The sequence below is a fragment of the Streptomyces sp. NPDC003027 genome (genome assembly GCF_053591435.1).
The window spans coordinates 26,631-38,808 of sequence record NZ_JBSFTU010000035.1; the positions used below are offsets into that span (position 1 = coordinate 26,631).

8 protein-coding genes are annotated in these 12,178 nt (G+C 72.2%); 1 reads left to right on the forward strand and 7 read right to left on the reverse strand.

Features of this window, described 5'->3' with window-relative positions:
* Positions 1 to 145 precede the first annotated feature (145 nt).
* The 6 genes from ACWDX6_RS22965 to ACWDX6_RS22990 all read right to left on the reverse strand — a co-directional run bounded on the left by ACWDX6_RS22965 (position 146) and on the right by ACWDX6_RS22990 (position 9,484).
* On the reverse strand, positions 146 to 2,236 hold the full coding sequence (locus ACWDX6_RS22965; RefSeq protein WP_451486753.1) for a pectinesterase family protein: 2,091 nt from the start codon (positions 2,234 to 2,236) through the stop codon (positions 146 to 148).
* Positions 2,237 to 2,289: 53 nt separating this feature from the next.
* Positions 2,290 to 3,630 (reverse strand): pectate lyase family protein, encoded by a 1,341-nt coding sequence (locus ACWDX6_RS22970; protein ID WP_451486754.1) that lies wholly within the window; start codon positions 3,628 to 3,630, stop codon positions 2,290 to 2,292.
* Between the two features lie 224 nt (positions 3,631 to 3,854).
* Entirely contained in the window at positions 3,855 to 5,024 is a 1,170-nt protein-coding gene (locus ACWDX6_RS22975; RefSeq protein WP_451486755.1) for an aminotransferase class I/II-fold pyridoxal phosphate-dependent enzyme, read from the reverse strand.
* Between the two features lie 98 nt (positions 5,025 to 5,122).
* Complete coding sequence (locus tag ACWDX6_RS22980; RefSeq protein ID WP_451486756.1) at positions 5,123 to 6,085, reverse strand: universal stress protein; 963 nt, start codon at positions 6,083 to 6,085, stop codon at positions 5,123 to 5,125.
* A gap of 69 nt (positions 6,086 to 6,154) precedes the next feature.
* Positions 6,155 to 8,326: a hypothetical protein gene (locus ACWDX6_RS22985; protein ID WP_451486757.1), complete on the reverse strand. Its 2,172-nt coding sequence runs from the start codon at positions 8,324 to 8,326 to the stop codon at positions 6,155 to 6,157.
* 60 nt (positions 8,327 to 8,386) lie between these two features.
* A complete protein-coding gene (locus tag ACWDX6_RS22990; protein ID WP_451486758.1) occupies positions 8,387 to 9,484 on the reverse strand; it encodes a baeRF3 domain-containing protein in 1,098 nt (365 codons plus the stop codon).
* A gap of 200 nt (positions 9,485 to 9,684) precedes the next feature.
* On the opposite strand from ACWDX6_RS22990, the gene ACWDX6_RS22995 reads away from it, so the two are divergent.
* Positions 9,685 to 10,605 (forward strand): carbohydrate kinase family protein, encoded by a 921-nt coding sequence (locus tag ACWDX6_RS22995; RefSeq protein ID WP_451486759.1) that lies wholly within the window; start codon positions 9,685 to 9,687, stop codon positions 10,603 to 10,605.
* A gap of 85 nt (positions 10,606 to 10,690) precedes the next feature.
* Here the strand turns inward: ACWDX6_RS22995 and ACWDX6_RS23000 are convergent, their stop codons facing one another.
* Complete coding sequence (locus ACWDX6_RS23000) at positions 10,691 to 12,082, reverse strand: serine hydrolase domain-containing protein (RefSeq protein WP_451486760.1); 1,392 nt, start codon at positions 12,080 to 12,082, stop codon at positions 10,691 to 10,693.
* Positions 12,083 to 12,178: the final 96 nt, after the last annotated feature.

A 12,178-nucleotide genomic window follows, 5' to 3' on the forward strand; every position in this document is an offset into this window, starting at 1 on the left:
AAGGTGGTGAATCGCTTCGACTCCGGCTGCTGTGATCCTCGCAGCGCAGACCAGGGAGACGGTAACCCGCCAGGTACAGCGTGTCCAGGGAGGGGGAGTAGCGGAGTCGAAGCGCTTCGATGGAGAGTGGAATGCGAGGCTCGGGTCAGCGCGCCCGGTGCGGAGCCCAGCCGTCGGTACCGGCCAGATAGGCGGTGACGGTGTGCGCGGCGGCTTCCCGCGCACTCATCTGCGGCCGGTCGGGGGTGACCGCGGCTCCCGGCCCGGTGTTGCGGTACTCGGCGAACCGGGCGTCCCTCCAGGAGAAGCCGCTCATGTCCGTCCACGGTGACGCCTTGATCGCGGCGGGCAGTTCCGTGTCGCGGATCAGCACCTGCCCGACGGCGTTCGGCTCGCCCCCCGGGTGCCAGGGGCGGCCGAGGTGGAAGGAGCCGGCGGGCGCGTCGCTGACGATCTTCGAGTCGGTGATCAGAAACCCGTACGGGTTGCCGTTCCAGGTCGAAGCGGCCGTGATGTAGCCGTTGTTGGTGGCCGAACCACGGCTCAGCGCCTTGATCACCGAGCGCTCCACGACGGCGGTGGCGCGTCCGTAGAGGAAGTCGACATCGCCTTCGAGGTAGGAGTCCCTGATGTAGACGCGGCTGCGCTCGGTGAGCCGGGGGGTGTCGACCATGAGGGTGTCCTGGTTCCCCAGGAACGCGGTGTCCTCGAAGACCAGCCTGTCGCCGGTGGTCTTCACCGCCAGAGCCTGCTCGCCGTTGATCTCGACGGCGGCCTCGTCGAAGTCGTTGGCGAAGGTGAGGTGGCGGGCGCTGAAGTCGTCGCCCTCGATCACGACGGTGGCGCTGCCCCAGGAGCCCTGGGTGCCGCCGCCGGGCTTCGGCTCGCCCGCCGGGGTGTCGAAGACGACGACCGTGTCCGAGCGCGTCCGGCCGGTGCCGACGAAGGACACCTGGTCACGGTCGCGGCCCACCCGCACCTTCTCGCGGTACGTCCCCGGTGCGAGGCGTACGGTGATCCGTCCGTCGTTGCCCGCCGGCACCGCGTCGACCGCCGACTGGACCGTCGGGTACGTTCCGGGCACGTCGAGCACGGTGTTCACGCCGAGGGTCTTCTGCGGTCCGGAGAACTTCCGTACCAGCGCGGGCACGGCGGCGGCCGGATCGAGACGGTAGGGGTAGAAGTCCCGGGGCTCGAAGGCGGCCCCCCAGGCGTCGTGGCGGCCGCGGGTGTTCTTCAGGACGGAGCCGCGCTGGACGAGTTCGGCGGTGGCGTCGGCCTGGTGGGGGTGCTGGACGTTCTCGTAGTAGCTGTTCTCGATGACCATCCGGGTCCTGCCACGGGCGTAGTTCCCGTACGACCAGACCGGGTCGCCGTCGTCCACCAGTGCCGACAGGTAGTTGTTGTAGAGGTGCGCGTAGGCGCAGTTGTCGGCGGACGGGTTGCGCTGCTTGGTGCCGGAGAACCAGTTGTGATCGATGGTGACCTGCGTCGTGAGGTTGCCGGTCCAGCCGATGCCGAACGCCTTGTTGTGGTTCTCGAAACGGTTGTACGAGACGGTGATGTACCGGCTGTCCTTGCGCAGATCGATCAGGCCGTCGCCCATGTGGGTGAGGCGGTTGTGGTCGATCCAGACGTGGTCGACGCTGTCCATCTGGATCGCGTCGAAGTCGTTCGTCTTGCCGTCCCAGTCGCCCGCCACGAAGGAGTCGCGGATGGTGAGGTTGCGGATGATGACGTTGCTGGTGCCGGCGGCGAGATGCAGTTCGCCGTGGACGATCTCACCCGTCGTACCGACCCCGATGATCGTCTTGTTCGAGGTCACGTCGATGTCGGAGCCGAACGGAGCGACGGGTACGGCTCCCTCGACCCGGATGACGTACGGCTCGGGGGCGCTCGCGTACCGCTTGAGCGACGCCTGGTCGGTGACGGTGACGACCTTTCCTCCGGCGCCGCCCGTCGTCCCTCCGGCGAGGGACGCGAAGCCGTGGGCGGTGTCGGCCCACGGCGTGCCGGCGGCCGGGCCGGCTTCCTCGGCGGCGGCCGGGCCGGCTTCCTCGGCGGCGGCCGTCCGGACTTCCTCGGCGGCGGCCGTGGCTCCGGCGGTGGCCGAGGTGTCCCTGGTGCCGGTCTCTTCGGCGACGGCCGGAGTCGCGGCGGTGAGACCGCCGATCAGGAGACTCGCGGCCACCAGGGCCCGGACGCCGCCGCGGCGGCCGCTTCTGACGTACAGCATCACAGTGCTCTCCACAGGTCCGCAGGTCGCTTTCTGTCCGAGGGGTGCCCTGCTCACAGGGGCTTACCGGCGCCCGCGCCGCGTGCCACGGCACGATCGGCCTCACGGGCGCTGTCGACCGGTCCGTGCAGCGTCGGGACCCAGCCGACGTCCGGCGTGAGGTCGCGTTCGCTGCCGGAGTTGTAGCTGTTGTTGAGGGCGAGCAGGTCGACGGGGAAACCGTTGAAGAGGGTGCCCGTCGCGTGCAGCGCGGTGCCGTTCCAGCTCTTGACCAGGTCGGCGGCCTCCACATGACCCGGCGTCGTGAACGCGTTGTTCTGCGCGTACACGGCGGACTCGGTGGAGACGCCGAGGGAGTAGCGGTAGTCGTGCGCGTCGGGCGGCACGACGTAGCGGTTGTTGTAGAGGTGGACCTGCCCGAAGCGGACGCGCGGGGCACGCTGCACGATCGAGCGGAACTCGTTGTGGTGGAGCGTGACGCGCAGCTTCCCGCGGTCCGAGACGGCCGTGTCGCCGTTGCCGATGAGCATCGCCTTGTCGTGGTCGGTGAACCGGCTCCAGGACACGGTGACGAGGTCGGAACCGTTGGTGATGTCCAGGAGCCCGTCGTGCCGCAGATAATTCCGGCCGAAGTAGGCCGGCTCGTCCGCGTCGGGGTGGCCGGCGTCGGACGCGGTGACATGGTCGATCCACACATGGCGCGCCCCACGCAGCCATATGTTGTCGTACGCCGCCTTCCAGTCCCCGAGCCCGCCGCTGTTGGGCTGCCAGACCGGGAAGCAGTCGTAGGCGTCGCGCAGTTCGAGATTGCGGATGATGACGTTCTGCGCCTGGTCCACCTTCAGGGCGGCACCCTTCAGCACAGCCCGCGCACCGACGCCGACGAGCGTGGTGTTCGACCCCACCGACAGCTCGACGCGCTCTGCCTGCCGCCGTGCCGACGCCTGACGGGCCGTCTCCTGCGGGCCGGAGGGCTTGGCGGCGCCCCACGTGCGGGGGTCGTAGGCGGTCAGGTACGTCTTCAGGTCGTAGCCGCCGGTGGCGTAGTCGTCGCAGTCCAGGCGGCGGCCCCGGTCGTCGGTGTCGGCGTCGATCGTGCCGACGACCCGGATGATCTTCGGGGTGTCGCTGCCGCCGTCCAGCGCGCGGGCGAGCCCGGCGCGGTCGCGGACGGTGAAGACATGGGCGTCGTCCGCGGCGGCTCCTCCCGTGGTACCGCCGTCGGCGGCCGCCCAGCCGTCGCCGGCCGGAAGGGTGTCACGGCTGATGTCCCGGCCGATGCCCTCGTCCGGGTGCCGGGCGGAACCATGTCCCTGGGCGGTGGCGGGCACGCTCAAGGCCGCGAGCAGGCCGAGCGCGACGGTGAGGCGTGAGGCGCGGCGTAGCTGGCTCATGCGTCCCTCTCAGTCCACCGGACAGACTCTGTTCAACACGCTGAACGTACGAGCGGGAGAGGTGATTAGTCAACGCCTCTTACAAAACCGGTTGTTCGTGGATCCAGCAGATGAAGCAGTGTTAGTTGGATGGTGTGTTCCGTCCGTCGGTTGATCAGGGATCACGTACGTGTCCAGCCCTGGATGGGTCGGCCGCCCGGGACCACCGCCGTCCGGCCGAGCGGTCAGACGAGGCGCGCGGCTTTGATCCGCCGTACCGCCTCCGTCAGGCGCTCGGTGTCCGCGCACACCGTGAGACGGACGTACCCCTCCCCGCCCGGCCCGAAGGCGGTACCGGGAACGGACGACACCCCCGCCTTGTGGCGGAGGGCGTCGGAGAACCGCTCGCTCGTCGTGCCGGCGGGGGTGCGGACGAGGGCGTGGAAGGTCGCGCGCGGTCGCAGCACCTCGAGGCCGGCCTCCTCCAGGCCGTCGCAGAGCAGCTTCACACGTGCGCGAAAGGTGGCCCGGAGCCGGTCCGGGTATCCCGTGGTGTCGGTCAACGCCGTCATCGCGGCGTGCTGGATCGCGCCGAACGTACCGGGGTCCGTATGCGTCTTGACCGCTCGCAGAGCGCCGACGGCCCGCGGATCGCCGGCCGCGAAACCGACCCCCGGCTCCGGCATGTTGTACGCCTTGGACAGCGAGTGGAACTCGATCCCGCACGCCATCGCCCCGGGGGACTCCAGAAAGGACGGCGGAGGCGTGGTGTCGTAGTAGATCTCGCTGTAGGCCGCGTCGGACGCGACCAGGATGTCGTGGCGCAGCGCGAACCGGACCAGCTCGTCGTAGAACCCGCGCGGCGCCACCGCGCCGGTGGGGTCGTGGGGATAGCAGATCCAGAACAGCTTGGCCCGGCGGGCCACGTCGGCCGGGATGGAGTCCAGATCCGGCAGGAAACCGTTCTCCTCGCGCAACGGGACCCGCACCACCTCCGCCCCGCAGAACCTCGCCCAGGTCGCGTACGACGGAGGGGCCGGATCCGGGACGAGCACCACGTCGTCCCAGTCCAGCCGGGCGAGCGCCAGATGGGCCATGGCCTCCCGGCCGCCCGGCGTCACCAGCACCTCGGTCTCCGGGTCGGCCGCGACCCCGAAGCGGCCGGCCAGGAACCCGCTCGCCGCCTCCCGCAGGAGGGAGGCGCCCTGATGGCGTGGATGACGGTGCAGGGCGGGCTCTCTCGCGGCCCTGCGCATCGCCTCGACGATGTGCGGGGGAGTCGGCAGATCGCAGTCGTCGGCATCGAGCGGGACCGGCGGACGCCCGGCCCGCTCGGCCGGGCCCCGCTCACGGTCGAGGAACGAGAACGCGGGGTGGTCCGTGGAGACCGGACAACGGGCGGGCTCGGGCGGCACGTCCATACTCCTCAAGATCGGGAACGCCGGGGCTCGAACGTACCGAGTCCACCGGAGCGGGACGGCGACTCCCTGGAAGCGATGGCGAGTTCTCGCCATCAGCGTGACGGCGCCGGGGGGACGACCGCCACCGGGCAGTGCGCGTGGTGCAGAACGGCGTGGGCGACGGAACCCATCAGGAGGGACTCCATCCGGTGCCTGCGGTGACGCCCCACGACGAGGAGACCCGCGCTCCGGGACCCTTCGACGAGCCGCCCCGCCGCGTCCGCCGGGACGACGAAGGGCATGACCTCGACGTCCGGAAACCTTGCGGTGAACGGCCGCAGCCGCTCCTCCTGCCGGAGGGCCGTCTCGCGCACGAGCTCGGGGACGTCGTCCACGGGCAGCGGGGGCGGCACCTGCAGGGCGGGGGCCGGCGGGCCGATCAGCAGCACGGGCGACGGGGGCAACCGGTAGGCGGTCACCACTTCGAGTGCCACCCCCCGCTGCCGGGCCGCCTCGAAGGCGAAGTCGAGCACCTCGTCGGGTGTCTCGTCGGGATGCAGCCCCACCAGGACCCGCCCCGCCTCCGCGCCGCTCTCCAGGGAGACGGTGCGGGCCTCGTGCGGGACGACCACGACCGGGCAGGGTGCCGTCGAGGCCAGCGCGCGGCCGGTGGAACCGAGCAGCAGGCTCGCGAAGCCGCCGCGCCCGCGCGAACCGACCACCAGGAGCCGGGCGGACCGGGCGAGGTCGAGGAGCGCGTCGGTCACGGCGCCGTCCAGGGACTCGTACCGTACGGAAACGCCCCCGCCTTCGTCCCCGCCCTCCATCCGCTCCTCGCCCGGCCCCTTCGTCCGCTCCTCGATCCAGGCGCGGCTGCCGTCGAGGACGGGGTCGGAGAGTTCGGGCGCCTCCCCGATCGACTCGATGCGGGCGGCCCCGAGCTGGAGCGCCTCGGAACGCACATGGGCGACCACCAGAGGGGCGCCGACGCTCCGGGCGGCGCTCAGGGCCCATGCCAGCGCCCTCAGACCGTGCTCGGAACCGTCCACACCGACGATGACAGACTTCTCACTCATATCGGGATCATTTCCCCGTCGCGAGAACCGCGCCCCACCGCCACGCCGACAGGGCGGCGGATCTCCCGCTCAAGACCTCTCCACCCGCTCGGCGTTGAGCGCGTCCACGGCGGACCGGGCGTCCCCGATGGTCACATAGTCGACGGCCACGAAGGTGACCGGTCTGCCGCGCGCGCGTTCACAGGCGCGCGCCCGGTCGACGATGCCGGCGCGTGCGTTCACCCGCGCCGCGTCCAGCCGGCTCCCCCCGTCGATCGTGACGAAGTGGTTGAGCAGGAACAGCCGTTTGTCCCCGCCGCCGCGATGCGGCAGGCATGACATCTCCGCGGGGCTGCGGAAGGCGTAGGGCGTCTCCATGGCGTACGCGTAGAAATTGCGGTACCACGGCGCGGGCCCGTCGGCCGTCTCGGCGAAGACGACGAGACGGCGCCCGGACTCCGTCATCTCGCCGAGCGTGGGCCAGGGACGGGACGGATCCCGGTGCGGGGTGTACAGCAGGTCCTCCAGCCCCGCCGCGCGGAAGGCCGCCTCGGTGTCCGCGCCACCGACGGCGTCCTGGACGATCAGGGTGAGGACCTCGGTGGGATGGCCGCGCAGCCACTCCCCGATCTGCCGCAGCGTCGGCACCAGCTCCACCGCCCCCGCCCGGCAGACGGAGTGACACAGCCACAGGCCGGGTCGCGGCGGATTGAACCGGGCGACGGCGTCGGTGATCCGCCGCCGGGTCTCCGGCGGGAAGTCGGACTCCTGGAGCCGGGCGGTCACTTCCTCCGGCCTCTCCCAGCGGTACGTGTCGATCTGCAGCGCCCGCACGCCCGCGTTGAGCTGCCCGACGATGTCCGGGTCCTGGAGCGGGCCGATGAACCGGTCCGCGGTCGTCGACATGGCGTTGTGCGAGGTGAGCTGGGCGACCTCGTCGTACCGCATCTCGCACAGCCGCTCGCTGCCCTGGCAGACCCGCGCACCGCCTCCGGCGAACACGAGCGGGACGAGGGCCACCCCGCTGAGCGCCACGCCCGTCACCCCGGCCGCCGACCAGACCGACGCGCGGCGCGCCACTTCGAGCACCGGGCGCCGCTGGGCGGCCACACCCAGCCCGAGGGCGACCGCACCGGCCGCCAGCGCGACGAGCGCCGCCGTCAGCGCCCCGCCGAGGACACGGTCCAGGGCGGTGCTCTGCACGTCGTCGACCAGGCGGACGAGCGAGTCCGGCCAGGACGCCGGGGGAGTGACGACCCGGCCGCCGGTGACCAGGGCCGCGACCGCCACGCAGAGCGCGGTCAGGACGCCGCCCGCCGCCAGGGTCCAGCCCAGCCGGCGCAGCCGGCGCGGCAGCGACCCGGGCCCGGTGAACCACAGCGCGGCGAGTGCCGCGGCGCCCAGCACCGCGGCCAGCGGCTCCACCACACCGAGGGTGAGGTGCGTCGCGCCCCGGATCCGGTGGACCGTGTCCAGAGAACCGTCACCGCGTTCGAGATCGGCGGTGATGTTCCAGCTGCCCCCGTCGGCGGCGGCACGCACCCGCTCGACGGCCTCCCGGGTCCGGTCGGAGAAGACCGCGGGCCCCACGGCGGCGAGGGCCGTGGCCACGTCACCGTCCCGCAGGGCGACGTCGACCTCCGGGCGCAGCGCGGCCCGCTGCCCTTCGGGGACCAGCCGCAGCAGGGCGTCGGCGGCCAGGGCGGCCTGATCAGGGGTCAGGGACAGTTTCGGCAGCCCACGCGGCGGTTCGCCGGCGGCCACCCGTTGGAGCGAGACGTCGAGTTCGCGGAGGAAGGCCGGGAAGTCCGGCGAGGGCCGCTCCTGGAGGGAGGCGACCAGATCACCGAAGTACGTCTGGGTGAGGCGCTCCAGGTTCTCCACGACGGGCCGCAGGTCCGCCGAGAGCGTCAGGGCGTCGCGGTCCCCGCGCAGGTACGCGATCAGATGGCTGATCTGCTCGTCGGTGAGCGCGCGCAGGGTCTCGGGCGGCAGCACCGTCTTGAGATTGGACGTCAGCAGCGCCTCGTCGACGGGGAGCCGCCCCAGCAGGTCGCGGGTGACGGGGGTGAGCTCGGGGTCGACGAGCACCTCGTCGTACAGCCGCTCGTACGCCCGCTCCCTGGCGAGGACGTCCCGGTGGAAACCGGCGTTCAGTACGGTGCAGCGGGCCGTCGCCGTGGCGGCGACGACCACCACGCACAGCACGGCGCAGACGTAGGCCACGCCGCGTAGGACCGGCATCCACGGAGGCGCACGCATCCCCACATCCTGACCCATCCGGGTCACGGACGCGAGTTCTCGCGGGCGGGCGGGGGGATCTCAGTAGCGCAGCACGCTCGCGATCCGCGCCTCCGCGGTGAGGGTGCCGTCCGGCACGAACCGCACCCGGGCACCGGAGCTCAGGGCTCGCTCCACGATCTCGTCCACGATGTCCTCGCGCGCGTCCGTGTCGCCCGCCGCGGCCGGCTCCAGATGGTCGTCCCGGTCGCGCACGGCCGGCTGGAAGGTGTCCTCCACGGCCAGCAGCGCCACGCGCCCCTCCGACACACCGCGCCACACCTCGTCGAGCCCGCCCGCGAACGTCTTCTGGCTGCGCGCCCGGTCCAGCTGCCCCAGGAGGGCCTCCACCTCGTGCCGCGCCTGCTCCTCGACGGCCGGCGCGACGGCCTCGCGCACGGCGGCGGCCGGTCCCGCCGCGAGGCCGCCGTGGGTGACGGTGGTCAGAGCGTGCTTCGCGACGGTCCCCACGTCGGCGAGGAGGGAGAGGGCGGGGGAGTCCCCGACGACGTAGAGGGGCCGCGGGTCGGCGTCGAGGGCGAGCACCGTCGCCGCGTCGGCCTCGCGGAGGAACTGCCGCGTCCGCTCGTCCTGGTACGTGCTCGGAAGGTCGCCGACGCGCTCCTCGCGCTCCACGTCCGGGTCCTCCAGGCTTCGCGTCACCGGGAAGGTGTCGTCGCGCCTCTCCGTCAGCCGCTCGCCGGCGCCGCTCCACAGGGACACCCGGTCGGCCGCCACGACCAGGACCCAGTAGGGCCGGTCGAGCGTTCTCGCCGCGACGAGATTGCGGGTCAGGAACGTGTCCGAGAGGACGACGCGCTCCGGTACGGCGCGGCCGAGGGACCATACGTGGTGCTCGCCGGGCGCGGCGTAGAGGACCAGGCCGTCCCCGGCATGCGTCAGGTCGATCTCGGCGAGGGCGGCGTCCAGCTGCCCGATGACGTCGAGACGGCGTTCGCGGGTGACGGCCGGGTCCGCCTGGAGGCGTTCCCTGGCCTCGGCGACGAGATTGCGCAGGCGTACGGCGTCCTGGGCCTTGTCCGGTTCCCGACGGTGCGTGGGCATGACGACCGACAATGCCGGGTACGGACGCGGCTCGCGCAGCTGTGCGAGGACGGCGGTACTGATCTCGGGATGCATCGGGTCCCTTCCGACGTGGGGTGGTCGGCCGCCACGAGGTGCTCACTGGGGCGGCGGCACGTCAACGAAAAGCACCCTATGTCCGATTCTGTCGTGGGGCAGAACTTCGCGGCGCCCGCGAGGCGCCCCTACCGCCGCGCATCGCGTGCCGACGGACGCCATACTGGGCGACGGCGGGAGCAGAGAGGCGGAGGTTTGTCATGCGTCAGTACGCGTACGACGTCCTCGTGGTCGGCGGCAGCGGTGTGGACACCGTCGTCCGCGTCGACTCCTTGCCGGTCCCGCTCGCCGACTCGGTCCACGTCGGCCCGATCGAGGAGTGGGCCGGCCACACCGGCGGCAACGTCGCCCTCGGGGCGCGGGCCCTCGGCTTGCGGGTGGCCCTGCTCGACTGCGTCGGCGACGACTGGATCGGCACGCTGGTGCGGGAGCGACTGGCCAAGGGCGATGTGGAGTTCGTCCCGGTGATCTCGCCCGCGGGGACCCGCCGCGCGGTCAACCTGGTCGACGCGACAGGCCGCCGGATGTCCTTCTACGACTCACGCGACCCGGCCGACCTGCGGATGCCCAGAGAGCTCTACCTTCCCCGGCTGAGCCGCAGCCGGCATGTCCATCTGTCCATCATGGATTTCACGCGGTTCCTCTTCGACGACATCGAGGACCTCGGCGTCCCCGTCTCCACCGACCTGCACGACTGGGACGGGCTGGCCGACCACCACCGGGAATTCGCCCTCCGCTCCGACCTCGTGTTCCTCAGCGCGGCGGGAGCCGGGGACGGCGTCGCGGCCCTGATGCGGGAGATCCTGCGCGAGGGCCGCGCCCGGACGGTGGTCGCCACGGCCGGCGCGGACGGCTCCTACGTCCTCACCCGGGACGGCGGCCCCACACCACGTCACATCCCGGCGACCGTCCCGCCCGCCCCCGTGGTGGACTCCAACGGCGCGGGCGACGCGTTCGTCTCCGGCTTCCTGTACGGCCGGCTCGCCGGCCGGGACGTGTTCGACTGCGCCCGCCTGGGCGCGGTCGCGGGCGCCCACGCCTGCACCGCCCCCGGGTCGACCGCACTCATCGGCGAGGACGCCCTCCTGGCGGCGGAACGGGCGTCGGCCGGAGCTTCGTAGCGGTCTGCGACGACGGGCCCGGAGATCACGGCGCAGGCGACGACGGCCTCGCGCCATCCGGATCGCCGGGCCCGTGTCGTGAGGGTCAGCGCCCGACCGTCGACCGGCCGTACGACCGGTCGGGTCCGATCAGCCCGTCGACAAGCGGGAGGGCGCGCGGGGTGCGCGGCGTGAGGCGCTGCGCCGACGCGGCGGGAGCGCCGGAGCGGTCCAGGGCACCGTCCACGTACTGGTACAGGGCGTCGGATATCGGGTCGGGCAGGGGACGGCCCTGATCGTCGAAGCGCTGGTACTTCATCAGGTTGTAGCCGATGGCGACCTGCCGGCGTCCGTCCTCCGTGGACAGCGCCCACGTCCCGGCGCCGAAGACACCTCCGTCATGGCCCCAGTACCAGCCGCCGTTCGGCATCTGCAGGGTGTAGATGCCGAGGCCGTAACGCATCCGCGCCTCCTGGCCCGGCTCCGGCTCGTAGGTGGGCACGGTCGTCTTCATGGCGCGCAGTTCGGCGGCGCCGAGCAGCTTGCCGCCGAGCAGCTCGCGGTAGAAGTCGTTGAGGTCGCTCATTGTCGACACCATCGCCCCGGCGGTGCCGGCCCAGGACATGTCGTACACGCTGTAGTCGCGCGGCGGATCGATCAGGCCGAACATCGACTCGTACATCTTGGCGTGCGGCCCCCGGAGGTACGCCGAGCGGGGGAAGTAGGTGTGGCGCAGGCCGGCTTTGCGGATGACGTTGCGGGTGATGTACGCCTCGGGCTCCTGGCCCGTCACCCGCTTCAGGAGCAGTCCGGCCAGGATGTAGTTGGTGTTCGAGTAGGCGTAGGTGCCGCGTTCCACGACGGGCGGCGCCGCGAGTCCCAGCCGGACCAGTTCCTCCGGGGCCGGCCGCCGGTGCCGGTTCTCGTCGAGGACCTTGCCGGGGTTCTCCAGGAGGCCCGGGAAGGCGGGCAGGGCGTAGTCGGCGATCCCGCTGGTGTGGTTCAGCAGCATCCGCACGGTGACCTGCTGTCCGCGCTCGCCGGGAACGAGGTCGGGCAGGTAGCGGCCGATGGGGGCGTCCAGCTCGACGCGGCCGGCGCCGACCTGCTGGAGGACGGCGACGGAGGTGAAGGTCTTGGTGATGCTGCCGATGCGGTGCTCGAAGCCGGGGCGCGTCGGCCGCTCGGTGTCGACGTCGGCGAACCCGGTGGCGCCGTTCCACCGGGCGGACCCGTCGCGGACCGCCGAATAGGCGCCGTACATCCCGGCCTCGTGGAAGGCGTCCAGCGACGCGCGCAGGGCCTCGCGGTCCAGGGCCGGAGCGGCGGACGACGTGAGCGCCGACGTGGTGCCGGCGGTGGCACGGGCGTCCACCGGGGCGGCCCGGGCGGGCAACGCAGACAAGGAGAGGGCCAGCACGGCGACCGGTGCGACGGCGGCCCAGCGGGCACCTGAACGACGCGGTAAGGGGCGGGGCTTGGGGTGGGCCGAGGGCATGAACGCATCCCGTCTCGTCAGGGGGCGCACGGGGTGTGCGCCGATCACCATCCTCACGTCCGTCGCCGACACCCGGCCTCCTCCCTCGGCACGATC

Bases quoted from the DNA above. Each gene is read 5' to 3' on its own strand.
- ACWDX6_RS22965 (WP_451486753.1), bottom strand. From the start codon at position 2,236: ATGCTGTACGTCAGAAGCGGCCGCCGCGGCGGCGTCCGGGCCCTGGTG.
- ACWDX6_RS22970 (WP_451486754.1), bottom strand. From the start codon at position 3,630: ATGAGCCAGCTACGCCGCGCCTCACGCCTCACCGTCGCGCTCGGCCTG.
- ACWDX6_RS22980 (WP_451486756.1), bottom strand. From the start codon at position 6,085: ATGAGTGAGAAGTCTGTCATCGTCGGTGTGGACGGTTCCGAGCACGGT.
- ACWDX6_RS22985 (WP_451486757.1), bottom strand. From the start codon at position 8,326: ATGCGTGCGCCTCCGTGGATGCCGGTCCTACGCGGCGTGGCCTACGTC.
- ACWDX6_RS22990 (WP_451486758.1), bottom strand. From the start codon at position 9,484: ATGCATCCCGAGATCAGTACCGCCGTCCTCGCACAGCTGCGCGAGCCG.
- ACWDX6_RS22995 (WP_451486759.1), top strand. From the start codon at position 9,685: ATGCGTCAGTACGCGTACGACGTCCTCGTGGTCGGCGGCAGCGGTGTG.
- ACWDX6_RS23000 (WP_451486760.1), bottom strand. From the start codon at position 12,082: ATGCCCTCGGCCCACCCCAAGCCCCGCCCCTTACCGCGTCGTTCAGGT.